This window comes from Nonomuraea rosea, assembly GCF_039539705.1.
Classification (GTDB): Bacteria; Actinomycetota; Actinomycetes; order Streptosporangiales; family Streptosporangiaceae; genus Nonomuraea; species Nonomuraea rosea.
This window is the reverse complement of sequence record NZ_BAABDQ010000006.1, coordinates 129,349-146,851: the sequence shown is the minus strand read 5'-3', so window position 1 is coordinate 146,851 and position 17,503 is coordinate 129,349. Positions and strand designations below refer to the sequence as shown.

Annotated in this window: 18 protein-coding genes; 12 read left to right on the top strand and 6 right to left on the bottom strand. The window is 70.7% G+C overall.

Going from position 1 to position 17,503, the window contains the following annotated elements; genetic code table 11:
• Positions 1-45: 45 nt before the first annotated feature.
• The 6 genes from ABEA43_RS17120 (at position 46) to ABEA43_RS17095 (ending at position 5,883) form a co-directional block, all read left to right on the top strand.
• Positions 46-1,329 carry an APC family permease gene (locus tag ABEA43_RS17120; protein ID WP_345562867.1) on the top strand — a complete coding sequence of 428 codons (1,284 nt, stop codon included), beginning with the start codon at positions 46-48 and terminating at the stop codon, positions 1,327-1,329.
• Between the two features lie 116 nt (positions 1,330-1,445).
• On the top strand, positions 1,446-1,949 hold the full coding sequence (locus ABEA43_RS17115) for a TrmH family RNA methyltransferase (protein WP_345562865.1): 504 nt from the start codon (positions 1,446-1,448) through the stop codon (positions 1,947-1,949).
• A 146-nt stretch (positions 1,950-2,095) separates the two neighbouring features.
• The gene (locus ABEA43_RS17110) at positions 2,096-3,517 is read left to right on the top strand and encodes a methionine--tRNA ligase (protein WP_345562864.1); all 1,422 of its coding nucleotides are present in this window, start codon (positions 2,096-2,098) and stop codon (positions 3,515-3,517) included.
• Positions 3,518-3,574: 57 nt separating this feature from the next.
• On the top strand, positions 3,575-4,552 hold the full coding sequence (locus ABEA43_RS17105) for a phosphotriesterase family protein (protein WP_345562863.1): 978 nt from the start codon (positions 3,575-3,577) through the stop codon (positions 4,550-4,552).
• A 41-nt stretch (positions 4,553-4,593) separates the two neighbouring features.
• Positions 4,594-4,980 carry an STAS domain-containing protein gene (locus ABEA43_RS17100; protein ID WP_169789150.1) on the top strand — a complete coding sequence of 129 codons (387 nt, stop codon included), beginning with the start codon at positions 4,594-4,596 and terminating at the stop codon, positions 4,978-4,980.
• A 9-nt stretch (positions 4,981-4,989) separates the two neighbouring features.
• A complete protein-coding gene (locus ABEA43_RS17095; protein WP_345562862.1) occupies positions 4,990-5,883 on the top strand; it encodes a sigma-70 family RNA polymerase sigma factor in 894 nt (297 codons plus the stop codon).
• Between the two features lie 123 nt (positions 5,884-6,006).
• Here the strand turns inward: ABEA43_RS17095 and ABEA43_RS17090 are convergent, their stop codons facing one another.
• From ABEA43_RS17090 to ABEA43_RS17080, 3 genes are all read right to left on the bottom strand, one after another.
• Positions 6,007-6,132, bottom strand: coding sequence for a hypothetical protein (locus tag ABEA43_RS17090; protein WP_345562861.1), 126 nt, complete (start codon positions 6,130-6,132; stop codon positions 6,007-6,009).
• A gap of 72 nt (positions 6,133-6,204) precedes the next feature.
• Positions 6,205-7,854, bottom strand: coding sequence for a dihydroxy-acid dehydratase (gene ilvD / locus ABEA43_RS17085; RefSeq protein WP_345562860.1), 1,650 nt, complete (start codon positions 7,852-7,854; stop codon positions 6,205-6,207).
• A 74-nt stretch (positions 7,855-7,928) separates the two neighbouring features.
• Positions 7,929-9,149 (bottom strand): saccharopine dehydrogenase family protein, encoded by a 1,221-nt coding sequence (locus ABEA43_RS17080; protein ID WP_345562859.1) that lies wholly within the window; start codon positions 9,147-9,149, stop codon positions 7,929-7,931.
• A gap of 100 nt (positions 9,150-9,249) precedes the next feature.
• Between ABEA43_RS17080 and ABEA43_RS17075 the strand changes: the two genes are divergently transcribed.
• Together ABEA43_RS17075 and ABEA43_RS17070 are read left to right on the top strand one after the other, a co-directional pair.
• A complete protein-coding gene (locus ABEA43_RS17075; RefSeq protein ID WP_345562857.1) occupies positions 9,250-9,960 on the top strand; it encodes a TetR/AcrR family transcriptional regulator in 711 nt (236 codons plus the stop codon).
• 17 nt (positions 9,961-9,977) lie between these two features.
• A complete protein-coding gene (locus tag ABEA43_RS17070; protein ID WP_345562855.1) occupies positions 9,978-11,051 on the top strand; it encodes a spore photoproduct lyase family protein in 1,074 nt (357 codons plus the stop codon).
• Positions 11,052-11,202: 151 nt separating this feature from the next.
• Here ABEA43_RS17070 and ABEA43_RS17065 read toward each other — a convergent pair whose 3' ends face one another.
• The 3 genes from ABEA43_RS17065 to ABEA43_RS17055 all read right to left on the bottom strand — a co-directional run bounded on the left by ABEA43_RS17065 (position 11,203) and on the right by ABEA43_RS17055 (position 14,164).
• Positions 11,203-12,291 (bottom strand): hypothetical protein, encoded by a 1,089-nt coding sequence (locus ABEA43_RS17065; RefSeq protein ID WP_345562853.1) that lies wholly within the window; start codon positions 12,289-12,291, stop codon positions 11,203-11,205.
• 41 nt (positions 12,292-12,332) lie between these two features.
• Positions 12,333-13,118 (bottom strand): alpha/beta fold hydrolase, encoded by a 786-nt coding sequence (locus ABEA43_RS17060; RefSeq protein WP_345562851.1) that lies wholly within the window; start codon positions 13,116-13,118, stop codon positions 12,333-12,335.
• Between the two features lie 71 nt (positions 13,119-13,189).
• Entirely contained in the window at positions 13,190-14,164 is a 975-nt protein-coding gene (locus ABEA43_RS17055) for a helix-turn-helix transcriptional regulator (protein WP_345562849.1), read from the bottom strand.
• A 126-nt stretch (positions 14,165-14,290) separates the two neighbouring features.
• On the opposite strand from ABEA43_RS17055, the gene ABEA43_RS17050 reads away from it, so the two are divergent.
• The 4 genes from ABEA43_RS17050 to ABEA43_RS17035 all read left to right on the top strand — a co-directional run bounded on the left by ABEA43_RS17050 (position 14,291) and on the right by ABEA43_RS17035 (position 17,327).
• Complete coding sequence (locus ABEA43_RS17050) at positions 14,291-14,686, top strand: RidA family protein (protein ID WP_345562847.1); 396 nt, start codon at positions 14,291-14,293, stop codon at positions 14,684-14,686.
• A gap of 77 nt (positions 14,687-14,763) precedes the next feature.
• Complete coding sequence (locus ABEA43_RS17045; RefSeq protein WP_345562845.1) at positions 14,764-15,246, top strand: DUF488 family protein, N3 subclade; 483 nt, start codon at positions 14,764-14,766, stop codon at positions 15,244-15,246.
• Between the two features lie 61 nt (positions 15,247-15,307).
• Positions 15,308-16,117, top strand: a complete 810-nt coding sequence (locus ABEA43_RS17040; RefSeq protein ID WP_345562844.1) for a hypothetical protein — start codon at positions 15,308-15,310, stop codon at positions 16,115-16,117.
• 382 nt (positions 16,118-16,499) lie between these two features.
• Positions 16,500-17,327 (top strand): GNAT family N-acetyltransferase, encoded by an 828-nt coding sequence (locus ABEA43_RS17035; protein WP_345562842.1) that lies wholly within the window; start codon positions 16,500-16,502, stop codon positions 17,325-17,327.
• The last annotated feature ends 176 nt before the right edge of the window (positions 17,328-17,503 follow it).

Below are 17,503 nucleotides of genomic sequence, written 5' to 3'. Positions count from 1 at the left end.
ATGCGGCAGAGTGGGTGCCGGTCTGAGCGGGAGGAGGCGGGGGCGTTGCCCGAAGAGCTGGCACGGCGGCTCGGCACCACCGACGCGGTCGTCGTGGGGCTGAGCGCGATGATCGGCGCGGGCGTGTTCGCGGCCTTCGCGCCCGCCGCCGGGGCCGCGGGCGCGTGGCTGCCGCTCGCGCTCGCCCTCGCCGCCGTCGTGGCCTACTGCAATGCCACCTCCTCGGCCCGGCTGGCCGCCCGCCACCCCGAGTCCGGCGGCACCTACGTCTACGGCAGGCGGCGGCTCACCCCGCTGTGGGGCTACCTGGCCGGCTGGGGCTTCACCGTCGGCAAGACCGCCTCGTGCGCGGCGATGGCGCTCACCTTCGGCGCCTATGTCGCGCCCGGCGCGGCCAGGCCGCTGGCGATCGGCGCGGTCGCCGCGCTCACGCTGCTCAACCTCTTCGGCGTCCAGCGCTCGGCGGGTGTGGCCAGGGCGATCGTGGTCTTCGTGCTGGCCGTGCTGCTGGCGGTGGTGGTCGCAGGGCTGACCGGCGACACGGAGGTCACGTTGGGGTGGTCCTTCGGCAGGCCCGCTTCCGAGCCGTTCCTTTACCCGCCGTTCACGGCGGACGGCGTCGACGCATGGGGCGTGCTGCAGGGAGCGGGCCTGCTGTTCTTCGCGTTCGCCGGATACGCCAGGATCGCCACGCTGGGGGAGGAGGTCCGCGACCCGGCCCGCACGATCCCCCGGGCCGTCGGCATCGCCCTGGGCGTCACGCTGGTCGTCTACGCGCTGGTCGCGGCCACCGCGCTGCACGTGCTCGGCCCCGTGCTGCTGGCCAGGTCCCCGGCGCCGCTGGCCGACCTCGTCAGGGAGGCGGGGGCCGGGTGGCTGGCGCCGGTGGTGGGCGCGGGCGCCGCGGTGGCGGCGCTGGGCGCGCTGCTGGCGCTGCTGCTCGGCGTCTCGCGCACGATGCTCGCCATGGCGCGGGAGCGTGACCTGCCGGCCGCGCTGGCGCTCGTGGACCCGGTGCGGCAGGTGCCGCGCCGGGCCGAGCTGGCGGTCGGCGGCGCGGTGATCGTGCTGCTGCTCGTCGCCGACCTGCGGGGGGCGATCGGGTTCTCCTCGTTCGGCGTGCTCGTCTACTACGCCATCGCCAACGCCTGCGCGCTCACGCTCGGCCGCGACGAGGGCGCGCCGCCCAAGCCGGTGCCGATCGCCGGGCTGGGATTGTGCCTGGTGCTGGCGGCCACCCTGCCGCTGAGCTCGGTGCTCGCCGGGCTGGCCGTCTTCGCGATCGGCCTGCTGCTCTGGGCGCTGCGCCACCATCGTCCCCGACGCTGAGTACGACGAGCCGGTAGACTTGCCGTGATCTCTCGTCGATGGCCCGGGCGTGCCGCTGAAAGCGCCCTTCGCATGAACAGCATGCACATCCACGTCAGGAGCACCCTCCCGCGCGCATGAGCGGGATCCGGGTCCGTACCAGGAAAGATCTCAGCTCCCAGCGGCGCCGCCGCCGGCCCCGATGCCTCGGCCACCTCATCGTGGCGCCCCTCTGGCCCATGCACGGCGCCAACCTCGGCACCCTCCTGCGCACGTGCGACGCGGTCGGCGCGTGCCTGGCCGTGCCCCGGCTGCCCTGGGTGCCCGAGGCACTGGACAGGGGCAACACCCTGCGCGACGGCGCGTGCGTGCACTGGGTGCGGCCGATGAGCTGGCTGGCCGGGCGGCAGGAGCGGGTGCTCGGCGTCGAGCTGGCCGAGGAGGCGATCAGGCTGGCCGACCTGCCCATGGCCAGGGAGCCGACCGTGATCGTGCTGGGGCACGAGTCCACCGGGATCCCGGGCGAGGCGCTCGACCTGCTGGACGCCGTGGTCGAGATCCCCATGATCGGCACGGGGGCCAGCCTGAACGTGGCGGTGGCGGGCTCGCTCGTGCTGTACAAGCTGGCCGGTTTCTCGTGACGGCCCCGGCGGCGCCCGGGGTAGCATGGGCGGCATGACGACGTACGCGGTGATGATGGCCCCCTAGGGGGTTCACCGGCGACGTCCTGCTGAGGCCCTGCGAACCGGGGCCTCTCGTCGTGTCCGGGGCCCCTTGGAGGCACCCGATGTACATCACGACGACCATCCCCTACGTCAACGCCCGGCCGCACCTCGGCCACGCGCTGGAGCTCGTCCAGGCCGACGTGCTGGCCAGGCACCACCGCCGGCGGGGCGAGCCCGTACGGTTCCAGACCGGCACGGACGACAACTCGCTGAAGAACGTGCTGGCCGCCGAGGCGGAAGGCGTGCCGGTGCGCGAGCTGGTGGACCGGAACGCGGCGGCGTTCGAGGGGTTGCGGCAGCCGCTGGACCTGTCGTTCGACGCGTTCATCAGGACCAGCTCGCATCCCGCGCACCGGGCCGGGGTCGAGCGGATCTGGCGGGCCACCGGGCATGACCTGTACCGGCGGCACTACGAGGGGCTCTACTGCGTGGGCTGCGAGCAGTTCTACCCGGAGGGCCCCTGCCCCGACGGGCACCAGGCGCCCCTGCAACGGGTGTCGGAGGAGAACTGGTTCTTCCGCCTCTCCCGATATCAGGACGCGCTGCTGGAGCTCATCCGCGGCGGGCGGCTCAGGATCGAGCCCGCGGCGCGGCGGAACGAGGTGCTGGCGTTCATCGAGGCCGGGCTGGCCGACATCAGCATCTCGCGCTCCGCCGCCCGCGCCCGCGGATGGGGGATCCCGGTGCCCGGCGACCCGGGGCAGGTGATCTACGTGTGGTGGGACGCGCTGGCCAACTACGTCACCGCGCTCGAAGGCGACGACTACGACCGCTGGTGGGTCGCCGAGCGGCGCAAGGCGCACCTGGTGGGCAAGGGGGTGATCCGGTTCCACGCGGTGTACTGGCCGGCGATGCTGCTGTCCGCCGGCGCGCCGCTGCCCACGGAGATCTACGTGCACGACTACCTCACGGTGGACGGCCGCAAGATCAGCAAGTCGGCCGGGAACACGGCCGACCCCGCCGAGCTCGTGGACGCGTACGGGGTGGACGCGGTGCGGTGGTGGCTGCTGCGTGACGTGCCGCGCGTGGGCGACGCCGACTTCACCGAGGAGCGGCTGGCCCGGCGGGCGGACGAGGACCTGGCCAACGGGCTGGGGAACCTGGTCAACCGGGTCGTCACCATGGTCCATCGCTTCCTGGACGGCCACGTCCCGGATGCTCCGGGGGAGGAGTTCGCCGAGGTGCCGGGCAAGGTGCACGAGGCGCTGGAGGACTTCGACTTCCGGCGGGCCGCGGCGGCCGTGTGGGAGATCGTCGAGGAGTCGAACAGGTACGTCGAGCAGACCTGGCCCTGGCAGCAGGACCGGGCGGGGCAGGAGGCCTCGCTGGGCACGCTGGTGCACGCCTGCCGGGCGCTGGCCGTACACCTGGAGCCCTTCCTGCCGACGGCGGCGGCGCGCGTGGCGGCGGCGGTGAGCGGTGAGCGGCTGCCGCGGCCCGAGCCGTTGTTCAGGCGGCTCGCCGCCACGCGCACCACTGGTTGACGGCGATCGTGCGGACGCCTACGGTGGCGCCACAGACCAGCCGGTATGGAGGCGCGCATGCCCACCGTCAGCACCGTTCGCGGACCCATCGACGTTGACGAGCTCGGGCAGACGCTGATGCACGAGCACGTGTTCATCGTGGCCACCGAACACGTGGACAACTACGGCAAAGGTGCTTGGTGGGACGAGGAGTTCCGGGTGGCGGACGCGGTCACCAAGCTCGGCGCGGTGGCCGCGAAGGGCGTGCGGACGATCGTCGACCCGACGGTGTGGGGGCTGGGCCGCTACCTGCCGCGCATCCAGCGGGTCGCCGATCAGCTGCCCAACCTGCACATCATCGTCGCCACCGGCATCTACTCCTTCGAGGAGCTCCCGCACCAGTACGAGCACCGCGGCCCCGGCCTGTTCCTCGACGGCCCCGACCCGATGATCGACGACTTCGTCCGCGACCTGACCGAGGGCATCGCCGACACCGGCGTCAAGGCCGCGTTCCTCAAGTGCGTGGTCGAGGCGAAGGGCCTCACACCCGGCGTCGAGCGCATCGCCAGGGCGGTCGCGCAGGCGCACACGCGCACGGGCGCGCCGATCACCGTGCACACGAACAGCTTCACCCAGAGCGGCCTGATCGCTCTGGACCTGTTCGCCAAGGAGGGCGTGGACCTGACGAAGGTGGTCGTCGGGCACGCGGGCGACAGCAACGACCTCGACTACCTGATGCGGCTGGCCGACACGGGCGCGACACTCGGGATGGACCGATTCGGTCTGGACGTCTACAACCCGACGCCGCAGCGCGTGGCCACGGTGGCGGCGCTCTGCCAGCGCGGATACGCCGATCGCATGGTCTTCAGCCACGACACCGCATGCTTCATGGACTATTTCGGCGGCACCTGGGACGAGGCTCGCAGCACGCTCGCACCGAACTGGCGCTACGATCACATTCACGACGACGTCTTGGCCGCACTGCTGGACTCGGGTGTGACCGACGACCAGATTGAGCAGATGCTGGTGTTCAACCCGAAGCGCTACTTCTCGTAAAGTGGTTGGATCGGGAAAGCAACGCAGGTAGGTGGAGCTGGGTGACTTCGGAGCAGGCCTTGTCGATAAGCCTCGGGCTCCAGGGACCCTGCGTCATCGCGCGGCTGACGGGGGACTTCGACTTCGGGTCCGCCGCGGAGGTCCGCGACCGCGTCACCAAGGCCCTCGACCTGACCCAGCCACCGTTGCTCGTCATCGACATGCAGGCCGTCAGCGTCTGTGACTCCTCCGGACTTTCCGTGCTCGTCTATCTCCACAAGGCGGTCACCGCCTCCGGCGGGCGGCTGCTGCTGTCGGGGCTCAACGGCCGATGCAAGCATCTGTTCGCGATCACCGCGCTGGACAAGTTCTTCGATATCCGCAGTACGGCGGAGCTGGCCATCGCCGAACTCAACGAAGCCGGGAATTCGCCGCCGTTTACCGGGTAGTCCCCGAACATGTCGGCCGAAGAGCCCGACCTGCTCGGCACGTACCTGGAGCAGATCGGCAAAACTCCCTTGCTCTCCGCCGCGGACGAAGTCAATCTCGCCCGGCGGATCGAGGCCGGCCTGTACGCGGGCCATCTGATCGAGCGCGGTGATGCCACACCCGAGCTCGGCCTGCTCGTCCGCGACGGGCAACGTGCCAAGGACCTGCTGATCAGGTCGAACCTCCGGCTGGTGGTCGCCGCCGCCAGGCGCTACTCCTACCGGGGGCTGCCCATGCTCGACGTCATCCAGGAGGGGAACCTCGGGCTGATCAGGGCGGTGGAGAAGTTCGACTACACGCGGGGCTACAAGTTCTCGACGTACGGGATGTGGTGGATCCGCCAGTCCATCGAGCGCGGCATCCACGACAAGAGCCGTACCGTGCGGCTGCCCATCCATGTGGCGGAGGAGCTGTCGCGGCTGATCAGGATCGAGCGGCAACTGGCCGCGGACTTCGGCCGCGAGCCGACGGACGCCGAGCTGGGAGACGCGGCCGAGCGGTCGCCCGCGCAGGTCTCCGCGTTACGCAAGCTCGGTCAGGACATGGTCAGCCTGGACATCCCGGTCGGGGAGTACGGCGAGGGCAAGATCGGCGACATGATCGCCGACGATGACGGGCTGCAGGTCCAGGAGGTGACCGAGCGCCGCGCCATGAGCGCGGAGCTGCACCAGGTGGTCACGACGCTGCCGCCGCGCGAAGCCTTCGTCATCAAGCTCAGGTATGGCCTGACCGGCCAGGAGGCGCAGAGCTACACCGAGATCGCCGCGCATCTCGGGCTGACCAGGGAACGCATCCGGCAGCTGGAGAAACAGGCGCTGAAACGGCTCAGGCAGGGCAGCCCGCTGCTGGCCTGGGCCTCCTGAGCCGGCCAAGGGCGTCGTACGGATCACCAGGGGCCGGCCGATGATCGGTGCGGCCCCCGGCTCACTCACGCGGTGATGAGAAGCGCGATCCCGATCACGCGGTGATGAGAAGCGCGATCCCGATCACGCGGTGACGAGGAGCGCCAGCCCGATCAGCACCACGACCGGGACGAGCCACATCACGGCCTCGACTGCGAACTCCTTGTACATCGCGCGAGTCTCCTTCTGAAACGCCCACGTGGGGGGCATCGGCAAACGTCACTGCGCAGCATAGCCGCCCATGACGCCCACTTGATCCCCGGCATCCGGCGCCTGATCCGCTCAGATGGTGACCGCGCCGTCCGAGGCGGAGCCGACCGTGATCACGTATTTGCTCAGCACCCCGCGCTCGACCGCCCGCTCGGGCCGTCGCCACGCGGCCCGGCGCTCGGCCAGCTCCGCCTCGGGCACCACCAGGTCCAGCGTGCCCGCGGCGCTGTCGACGATCACCGTGTCCCCGTCGCGCACCAGCGCGATCGGCCCTCCGTGGTACGCCTCCGGCGCCACGTGCCCGATCACCAGCCCGTGCGAGACCCCGCTGAACCGGCCGTCGGTGACCAGCGCCACCGTGTCGCCCAGGCCGCGGCCGACGAGGGGGCCGGTGATCGACAGCATCTCGCGCATGCCGGGACCGCCCGCCGGGCCCTCGTACCGGACCACGATGACGTCACCCGGCACGATCAGGCCGGCGTCGATGGCGGCCGTGCACGCGGCCTCCGAGTCGTACACCCTGGCCGGCCCCTCGTGCCGGAAGTCGGCCTTGCCGCCCAGCTTGAGCACGCAGCCGTCGGGCGCGAGCGAGCCCCGCAGGATGGCCAGCGCGCCGCGCCGCTTGAACGGCTCCGCGGCCGTCCTGACGACCTGCTGGCCCGGCGTCTCCTCGGCGTCCGCCGCCACCTCGGCGAGCGTGCGGCCGTCCACCAGCGTGACGTTCTCCCGCAGCAGCCCGGCCTCCAGCAGGCGGCGCGCCACGAGCGAGGTGCCGCCGGCCCGCCACAGGTCGAGCGCGGTGTAGTCGCCGCCGCTCGGCTTCAGCCCGGTGATGATCGGGACCCGCCGGCACACCTCGCCGATCTCGTCGATCTCCAGCGGCAGGTTCGCCTCCCTGGCGATGGCCAGAAGGTGCAGGACGGCGTTCGTGGAGCCGCCCATCGCCGCGACCGAGACGATCGCGTTGTGCAGGGCGTCCGCGGTGAGCACCCGCGACGGGCGGGCGTCGCGGGCCAGCGCCTCCATGGCGATCTCGCCGACCCGGCGCGCGGCGGCGTTCTTGTCCGCGGCCACCGCAGGGACGTCGCCGACGCCGAACGGGGCCAGGCCCAGGAAGTCGGCGACGCCGCCCATGGTGTTGGCGGTGTACTGGGCGGCGCAGGTGCCGGCCCCCGGACAGGCGTGCTTGGCCAGGTCGTCCAGCTCGGCCTGGTCGAGGCGGCCGACCGCGCGCTCGCCGAGCGCCTCCCACATGTCCTGGATGGTCACGTCGCGCCCGCGCCAGCGGCCGGGCATCATGCTGCCGCTGTACAGGACGACCGAGGGCACGTCCAGCCGGGCCAGCGCCATGATCGCGGCCGGTACGGTCTTGTCGCAGCCGACGATCGCCACCAGCGCGTCGAACCCGTGCGCCAGCCCCATGAGCTCGATCGAGTCGGCGATGACCTCCCGGCTGACCAGCGAGGTGCGCATGCCGGGCGTGTTCATGGTGAGGTTGTCGGAGACCGCGATGGTGTTGAACTCCATCGGCGTGCCACCCGCCGCCCGCACCCCCTCGGCCACGTGGGCGGCCAGCTCGCGGTGGGTGAGGTTGCACGGCATCGTGCCGGTCCACGTCGTGGCGATGCCGACCGCCGGGCGGCGCATCTCCTCCTCCGACATGCCCATGGCGTACAGGTGGGAGCGGGCCGGTGCGCGGTCGGGATCGTCGGCGATGCTCAAGGGGTCCTCCGTCGTACGGGTCGTTGCCCCTCAATGATCCTGCGCCTGCTCCGGCGGCCGGTCCCCGGCCCCCCTCACTGCTCGCGCAGGCCCCACGGTGAGCCGTATTCGACCAGCAGGTCCAGGAACGGCCGGGGCTCGAACGCCTCCGGCCCCAGCACGCCCTTTCCGCTCCACGCCCCGCCGGCCAGCAGTTCCAGGGCGACGACCGGGTTGACGGCGGTCTGCCAGACCACGGCCTGGGAGCCGTACTCGCGCATCGACCACTGGTTGTCCACGACGTGGTAGAGGTAGACCTCGCGCGGCCGGCCGTCCTTGACGCCCTTCACCCACGTGCCCGCGCACGTCTTGCCGTGCATGCGGTCGCCGAGCCCGGCCGGGTCGGGCAGCACGGCGGCCACCAGGTCGCGCGGCGAGACCTTCGCGGTGCCGCGGTCGGTCATGACGGCGACCGGCTCGGTGCTGTCCACGCCCAGCGCGTGCAGGGTCTTGAGCTTGTCGATGAAGTCCTCGCCGAGGCCGTACTTGAAGGTGACCCGGCCGGCGTCCACCCAGCGAGGCACCAGCAGAACCTCCTCGTGCTCGACGTTCACGCACTCGACCGGGCCGATGCCCTCGGGGAAGTCGAAGACCTCGGGCTCGCTGAACGGCTCCGTGGTGTACCAGCCGCGGGCCTTCTCGTAGATGACCGGCGGGTTGAGGCACTCCTCGATGGTGGTCCAGATGGAGAACGAGGGGGCGAAGTCGTAGCCGTCCACGGTGAGGTTCGCGCCGTCCCTGATGCCGATCTCCTCGATCTCGTCGAAGAGCTCGTCGGCGGCGTACCGGGCGAAGACGTCCGCGAGTCCTGGCTCGACGCCCATGCCCACCAGCGCCAGCCGTCCTGAGCCGGCCCACTCCGCGGCGCGGGCGAACTGGTCGTCGCCGAGCTTGACGCCCACCTCCTCGTACGGCCGGTCGGGGTGCGGCTTCGACATCGACATCGCCATGTCGAGATAGTCGGCCCCGCCCGCCAGCGCCGCCTCGAACAGGGGCAGCACGAAACGGGGGTCGGTGGCGTTCAGCAGGACGTCGCATCGGTGCTCGGCCAGCAGCGCGGTGACGGCGGCGGCGTCGGCGGCGTCGATCCTGACCGGGGTGAACCTGTCCGCCCGCTCGCCCAGCGCGGCGACGGCCGCCTTGGCGCGGGGGAGGTCGTAGTCGGCGACCACCATGTGCTCGAAGAATGGGCGGCGGGCCGCGATTCGGGTGATGGCGGTTCCTACGCCGCCGGCTCCCACAAGAAGGATACGCATGACGATAAATCCCCTTTTTAACGCTTTTGGGGGGTGTGGCATTTATCCAACTTCAGTAGGCTCATCAACGTCAATGGCGTTGGCATAAGGAGCCCGTCCCATGGCCAAGCGAGTGGTGCCCGAGACGGCACGCAGACGGCGGCGTCCCACCAAACAGGGGCAGGTGCTGACGCACGAGCTCATCGTGGAGACCGCGCTGCGGATGCTGCGCGAGCACGGCGAGGCGGGGCTCACCGCCCGCCGCCTCGGCCTCGCGCTGGGCGCGGACGCGAGCACGATCTACCGGTACTTCCGCGGCATGGACGATCTGATCCTGGCGATCGCGGACGAGCTGTTCGGCCACGCGATGGCGGACTGGGCGCCGACCGGCGACTGGCGGGCCGACCTGCGCGACCTCGGGCTGCGCATCCACCACGCCTACCTCGCCCACCCGCAGGCCGCCGTACTGACCGCGAGTCGGGTCACGGGCCGCCCGAACGAGGTGGCGAGCGACGAGATGATCCTCGGCATCCTGCGCGGGGCCGGGTTCCCCGACGCCGAGGCGGTGCGCGTCTATCACGCCTTCATCGACCAGAGCCTGGCCTTCGCCATCCTCGACGCCGCCACGCTGGCCCTGCCGAGGGCCGCCAGGGAGGCCGACGAGGAGGTGTGGCGCGACACGTACGCGCGGCTGCCGGCCAGCACTCATCCCAACATCGCCGCCACGGCGCCGCTGCTGGTGGCCCGGATGAACGACAGCGCGTACCCGATCGCCCTCGACATGCTCCTGTCGAGCGCGTTCCGGGACGGCTCATCGGGCACGTCCAGGTAGCATGGCCGGTGAGTAACATGTCGATCACCGAAGGTCACCGGCTGCTGGACATCCGGCGCATATACCTTGAGCCTGCGGCGGCGGAGCTGCCGCGCGGGCGGGAGATCCTCGCGCGCTTCCCCGGCGCCGAGCGCGTCGAGGTCGAAAGCCACCACCGCATCCCCGAGCTGTACGGCGACGAGTCCAACGTGGCCCGCTGGGTCCGGATCAAGACCGAGGCACTGGTCATCGGGGTGAAGAAGTCGCTGACGGCCCGCCCCAACGGCCGCTCCGCCGACTTCATCGCGCCGTCCACGGCCAACGGCTGCGCGATGGCCTGCGCCTACTGCTACGTGCCGCGCCGCAAGGGCTACAGCAACCCGATCACGGTGTTCGCCAACATCGAAAAGATCCTCGGGTACGTCCAGCGCCACGCCGCCCGCCAGGGCGTCAAACCGGAGCCCAACCAGGTGGATCCGCGGGCCTGGGTCTACGACATCGGCGAAAACTCCGACTGCTCGCTTGACGCCACGATCTCCGAGAACGTCCGCGATCTGGTGGAGCTGTTCCGCTACCTGCCGAACGCCAAGGCCAGCTTCGCCACCAAATACGTCAACCGGGACCTGCTGGACTGGGATCCGCAGGGGCGCACCAGGATCAGGTTCAGCCTCATGCCGGCCGCGGACTCCAAGCTGCTCGACATCCGCACCTCGCCCATCGCCGAGCGGATCGCCGCCATCAACGACTTCGTGGCCGCCGGATACGAGGTCCACGTCAACCTCAGCCCGGTGGTGGTGCGCGAGGGCTGGCTGGAGAGCTGGGCCGAGCTGCTCGGGCACCTCGACGACGCGCTGAGCCCCGAAGCCCGTGCCCAGCTCGCCGCCGAGGTCATCTTCCTCACCCACAACGACCGGCTGCACGAGGTCAACCTGGGGTGGCATCCGAAGGCGGAGGAGGTGCTGTGGCGGCCGGAGCTGCAGCAGGTCAAGCGCTCGGAGAGCGGGGGCTGGAACGTCCGCTACCGCACCGGCCTCAAGGGCCGCCACGTGGCCGCCCTCACCGGCCTGATCACCGACCGCCTGCCTTACTGCCGCATCCGCTACGCGTTCTAGCCGCGTCCTCCGCGAAGCGCGCCGTCTCCGGGACCTTCGGGACCTCCGGGACCTTCGGGACCTCCGGGACCTTCGGGACCTTCGGGACCTTCGAGGCGTTCGGCGGAGGCCTCCGAGCCCAGCCCATCGCCGGGGTGGGCTCGCGAGGCTTCTAGCGGTGATCTCCCTGGCGGTTTCTGGCGATGCGTTTGCCGAGCCCGGCCAGGGAGTCGTCGGCCATGAGGAGGGGCAGGCGAGGGGCGTCCGCGTCGATCTGGCGCAGCACCGCGGGGTGGTCGCCGGAGAACCGGCTCCAGGCACGCACCACCTCGGGCATCGCCGCGATCGCCGCGTCCGACAGGATCGCCTCGCGGGGCAACCAGGAGGTCAGGAACTGGGCGGCCCGGCCCGGGCTCCACCACAGCGGCCGATCACCCACGAACTCGGCCAGCTTCTCGAACGCCTCCCGCGCCCCCGGCAGCTCAGGCAGGCCGTCGAAGCGGGCCACCGTGTCGTCGGGCGCCTGGCGTACAGCGCCTGGCACGGCGCCGGCCCGTGAGAGCGCGAGCGGCCGGACGGCGGCCAGCGTGTCGGCGACCAGCGCGCCCATGACCTGATCGCTCGACTCGAACGCGTCCAGCACGCGGCCCGCGACCTCTCCTGGCTCGGCCGGGCGCAGACTGAGGTCGTCGAGGAACTTCACCTCTTCGACCAGGGCGTCCACGGCCAGGCCGCCGTTGACCTGGTCGATGCCGACGACGAGGAGGTGAGGCTCCTTGTCGTTCTCGTAGCGGAAGGCCAGGACGGCCAGCGCCTGCTCGCCGTAGGGGTCGGCCTTGCCGTACCACGCGCCGTCGCACACCACGCGCCCCATCCGGTGCACCCACCCGGGCAGCGTCTCCGCCATCCCACGCCCGGCCACCGCATAAGCCGCACCGACCGTGGAATCCCGGCCCGGCACGTCTTCCTCATCCGCCCCACGGTCTCCGCCGGCCGGGTCATCCGCACCTTCTGCGTGATGGTCTCCAGCTACCGAGCCATCGGCGCCTCCGGGGGGCTGGTTGACGGCGGACAGGGCGGCGAGGGTCAGCCGCGACTCCGCGCTTTCGTCATCGGCCAGCTCACGCAGGAGCGGCGCCACCTCGCCGGGCTCCAGCGTGGCGGTGAGCCGGGCCGCCCACAGCTCGGTCCGCAGTGGCGAACGCCATCTGAGCAGGTCGCGGGCTTGCGTGATCGCGGTGGAAAACGCTGTAGTGCTCACCCTCCGACCGTATCTCCCCGCCGAGGCCGCATCCCGCGGGTTCAGCTGCGGACTGAATGCTCGCTTGCGGCGCGGCGGATCGGCTGCCAGGTGCGTACGGGGTCGTTGGCCAGGAAGTCCGCGATGAGCGGATAGACCTGACCGGGCTTCTCCACCACCAGGAGATGGGAGGTGCCGGGCACGATCGCGAGCTCCGCGTCCGGAATCGCCCGATAGAGCGCGATCGTGTGCTCCAGCGTCACGGCGTCGTCGTCGCCCGCGACCACGAGTGTGCGGGCGGTGATGCGCCCGAGGTCGTCCTCCGTCAGCGTCGGCTCCTCGGCCGCCATCCGGAGCAGCTTCTCCACGACCACGGGGAAGTGCTCCTCGCCATCGGGGGACACCTCGCCGTACCTGGGCGCCAGCGACCGCACCACGTCCTCCTCCGCGAACCCCTCCAGCACCCCTGGCACGATTCCGTCGTAACGGAAGTTCCCGCTGACCAGCACCAGCTTGCGCACGAGGTCGGGCCGCCGCATCGCCACGATCATGGCCACGTTGGCGCCGTCGCTGTGCCCGGCCAGGTGCGCCGGCCCGCCGACGACCTCGTCCAGGAACGCGATCAGGTCCTGCGCCATCAGCTCGTACGAGATGGGACCGGCGACATCCGGCGTCCTGCCGTGCCCGCGCCGATCCACGGTGAAGACGCGAAAGCGGTCGCCGAGCACAGGAAGGGCGGGCGCGAACATCCGCGAGTCCACGAAACCGCCGTGCAGCAGGACGAGGGGATCGCCGTCCCCACGCTCGTCGTACCAGGTCGTGACGTCGCCGAGCCGTATGTTCGCCATGTAGTCGATTGTCCTCCGCCCCCGCGGCGACCGTCCTCCCTGACCCGCCCCTGCAAGGAACTTCAGGCGTCTCAGGAAGAGACTTCGTAGCGGGTGGCGATCGCGGTGGCGCGGTCGCGCAGGGAGTCGCGCAACCACTGCGGGGCCAGGGCCTCCGCGCTCATGGCGAGCTGCCACAGCGCCCATACGGCGTGTCGCGGATCTTGGAAGGTCACCTCCAGCCGCAGCCAGCCGTCTGCGTCGGCCTCTTCGGTGAGGACGGCCAGTGCGGTGCCCACCAGGTCCTCCCGCCGCGCCGGGTGCACCCGTACCCGCACGGTGACTTGGTCGCCGCCGGCCCGGAACCGCGTGCTGCGTTCCTGCCAGGCCCGGTCCAGATCGACCCGGTCTGGTCGCTGCGCGGGCTCGTCGAGCTCCTTGGCGGCCGAGATGCGGGACAGCCGGTACGTACGGTCCGCGCCAGACCTCGTGGCCAGCAGATAGCCCCGGTCGCGGATGGTGACCAGGCCGATCGGGTCCACCGTGCGCCACTTCGGGGTCTGGTCCACGGCCGCGTACTGGATCTGCAGCTTGTGCCCGGCGAACACCGCGCGCAGGACCTCGGCCGCTATGGCGTCAGGCACCTCCTCGGCGACCAGCCGGCGCGAGAGCAGGTCGGTCTCCGGGTCGATGAGCAATCGCTCGGCCGCGCCCGCCGCGGTGTCCCGATAGCTCTCGGGCAGCGCGTCGACCACCTTGAGCATCGCCGAAGCGAGCGCCGAGCCGAGGCCGAAGGCCTGCGCGCCGCGCCGCGATCCGGCGACCAGCAGGGCAAGGGCCTCGTCGGCGTTCAGCCCGGTGAGCTCGGTCCGGAAACCGGGCAACAACGCGAACCCGCCGTGCCGGCCGCGTTCGGCGTAGACCGGGACGCCGGCCGCGGACAGCGCCTCGATGTCGCGCAGCACGGTACGGGTGGACACCTCCAGCTCGCGGGCCAGCGCGTTCGCGGACAGCCGGCCGTGCTGCCGCAGCAGCAGCACCAGCGAAACCAACCGGTCGGCGCGCATACGAAAACCCTACTCAAATACACGACACAGGATGTCGTGATTTGTTGGGAGGCTCATCAACGCGAACAGCGGCCACCGAGCCGATGGACGCACGTGATGTCGACGAATCGAATGGAGCATGGAGTTATGGAGCGAACAGCGGTCAACCCGTGGGCGTGGTCGGTGGCGATGGGGTACAACCAGGGTGAGATCGTCTCCGGGCACACCCGGACCCTCTACTGCGCCGGGCAGACCGCGATGAGCGGCGACGGCAAGCCCGAGCATGCCGACGACATGGCGGGGCAGTTGGCGTTGAGCCTCGACAACCTGGAGGCCGTGCTCGGCGAGGCCGGCATGTCCCTGGCGAACCTCGTCCGGCTCAACGTCTACACCACCGACGTCGATCGGCTCTTCGAGCACTACGGCGTGCTGGCGTCGCGGCTGGGCGCCGCCGGGGTGGCGCCGTCCACCACGATGCTCGGGGTGACCCGGCTGGCGATCCCCGACCTGATGGTCGAGCTTGAGGGGACCGCCGTCGCGTGATCCGGCTCGCCGCCTCCGGCAGTCCTGCCGGAGGCGGCACTGTGCAGCAGGCAGGTAGGTGATCTCCGGTGCTCAGAATGGTGACAATCGGCGTGTACGGCTTCGACGGCGAATCCTTCCTGCGACGACTGCGGCAGGCGGACGTTCGGCTGCTGCTCGACGTACGCCAGCGCCGCGGTGTCCGCGGACCCGAGTACGCCTGGGCGAACTCACGCCGGCTGCAGGCGGCCCTCGCCCAAGCCGGGATCGCCTACGAACACCACCCTGAGCTCGCCCCGACCACCGAATTACGCCGGCTCCAGTACGCCGAGGACGACCGCCAAGGGGTCGGCAAGCGCTCGCGCCGCGAACTCGCCCCCGAGTACACCCGCCGCTACACCATCGAGATCCTCGACCACGCCGACCCCACGCCGATCGCGTCGGAGCCGCCGGGCGGTGGGTCCGCAGCGCTGCTCTGCGTCGAACGCGACCCCGAGGCCTGCCACCGCTCGCTGATCGCCCAGCGGCTGACCGAGCAACACCACATCACGATCGAACACCTGCGCCCGCCGTGCGGATGACGACGCCGGCCCAGGGACCTGCCGTGACGAGATAGAGATCATCTTCTGTGAAGATCGGCGCATGAAACGCATGAGCGTCGCCCTGGTGGTGGCCGGCCTGCTGAGTGTCATGGTCCCCGGCGGCGCCGTGCACGCGGCTCCCGAGTCGCAGTCTCTCGACCCCGTCGTCGAAGCGGTCAAGAAGCAGTTCGCGAAGAAGAGCAGCGTGCGCTTCTCCGTCAGGCGACGCGGCGGCCCTCTGCTCTCGGAGGATCTCAAGATCTCAGGCGCGTACCGCTTCAACGCTGCAGGCATGTACGCCGCCGACCTCACGGAGATCTCCTACGAGAAGGCGGCGACGGGGCGATCCCGAGAGATCACCATCGGCCGGGAGTTCTACTCACAGAGCTATGTGCGTTCCGACGCGGGCAAGTACATCTGGAAGTCGCCACAGACGCTGGGGGAATGGGACTACGGGCGGAACTTCGCCGGGACCGTCTGGGGCAAGGATCTGGTCAACGGGATCAACCTGGGCTTCCTCGACCTGGTCGCCTCCTATGGTGCGACCAGCGCCGACGGCGGAACCGTCGAGGGCGTGAAGACGACCCGCCACAGCGGCACGGTGACGGTTCTTCACCTGGGTGAGAAGCAGGCCGGGATCTTCTTCGGCACCGACGACGGCGGCCTTGGGACCTCCGGTGGACAGATCACCTGGAAGCTCTGGACAGGCCCGGACAACCTGCCGAGACGCTTCCACGCCACCATGAGGTTCACCCCGACGCACGTCGGCGGTAAGGCCGAGACCATGACGATGAACATCATCTACCGAGGATGGGGGAAACCCGTCAAGATCACGGCCCCGTCCAAGCACCTCATCACCGACGGCTTGTGAGCGGTAATCCGTAGCACAGCCACCACCACGTTCTGCATGGTTGCCGCGGAGATCAACGGCAGGAGCGACGGCGGTCCAAACGGCTCATCCCACTTGGGCGGTAACCGACTGCCTGCCTCATCAGCACCGGCTTACCGAGCTCGCTCCCGATCGCCCGCAGGAAGTCGCAGAGCGTGCCGACCCCCTCTTGACCTCGCAGTTCACGAAGGTCGACGTCGAAGCCGATCGAAGGCCAGGCCGGCGCTCCAGGGCTTCCGGGGACGTTCTGTGAGGGTGGGGACCGTTGAACTCTGCGGTTCGGCACACAGCACCGGACGCGGCGGCGGGTCCGTGCACAGATCCGGCTTTGACATGATGTGCCGGGAAGCGGAGCGAAGGGGTCATGAGCATGCGCGTGCGGGCCGCGGCCACAGATGACATGCCCGCCATCCGGCAGGTGGCCCGGCATTACGGGCTGCTGGAGGGCTGGCCGGCGGACGGTGACTTTCTCGACGCCGAGCACAGATACGGCACGCTGCTCCTCGCCGCGGCCGACTCCGGAGGAGCGCAGGGCTTCGGCGGGACGTTGCGCCGGGGCGACATCACCCATTTGGGCGACCTGTTCGTGCTGCCGGAGCACCAGTCGTCCGGGGTGGGACGGGCGCTGCTGGGCCAACTGCTGGATGGGGACGGGCCACGGGTGACCTTCGCTTCGTCGGATCCCCGAGCCGTCGGTCTGTACGCCCGGCTCGGGCTGCGCCCCTGGTGCCCGCTGCTGTATCTCACCGGCGGACCGGTCGAAGGACCGTCCGGTCCGCCGGTGCGTACGGTGCCCTCGGATGAGGTCGCCCCGCTGGACGCTGTCATCTCAGGCGGTTCCCGGCCGGAGACACTCGCCTGGTACGCCGCGATCCCCGGCGTCACGGCGTACGCCACGAAGCGGGCCTACGTCTTCGCTCGCGTGGCGGAGGGCCGGCTCACGATCGGCCCGGCCGGTGGCGTGACGCCGGAGGACTGCGCCGAGGCGGTGCTCGGCTCCTTGGCCGCTGTCCGCGCGGAGTTCACCGCGATCGGCACGGCGCAGATCGCGGTGCCGGGGACGCATCCGCTCGTGCCGGTTCTGCTCGGCGCAGGGTGGCGGATCGCCGACATGGACACGTTCATGGCGGATGAGGCCGCGCTCGCCGCCATCCGCCCTGACCGCTACCTTCCACACCCCGACCTCGGCTGAAAGTAGGGGCCATCGCTGCCAAGGCGACGGCCAGCGGGGCAGCCAGGCGCCCGCGCATGGCGCTGACCCGCGCATGGCGCTGACCCGCGCATGGCGCTGACCCGCGCATGGCGCTGACCCGCGCATGGCGCTGACCCGCGCATGGCGCTGACCCGCGCATGGCGCTGACCCGCGCA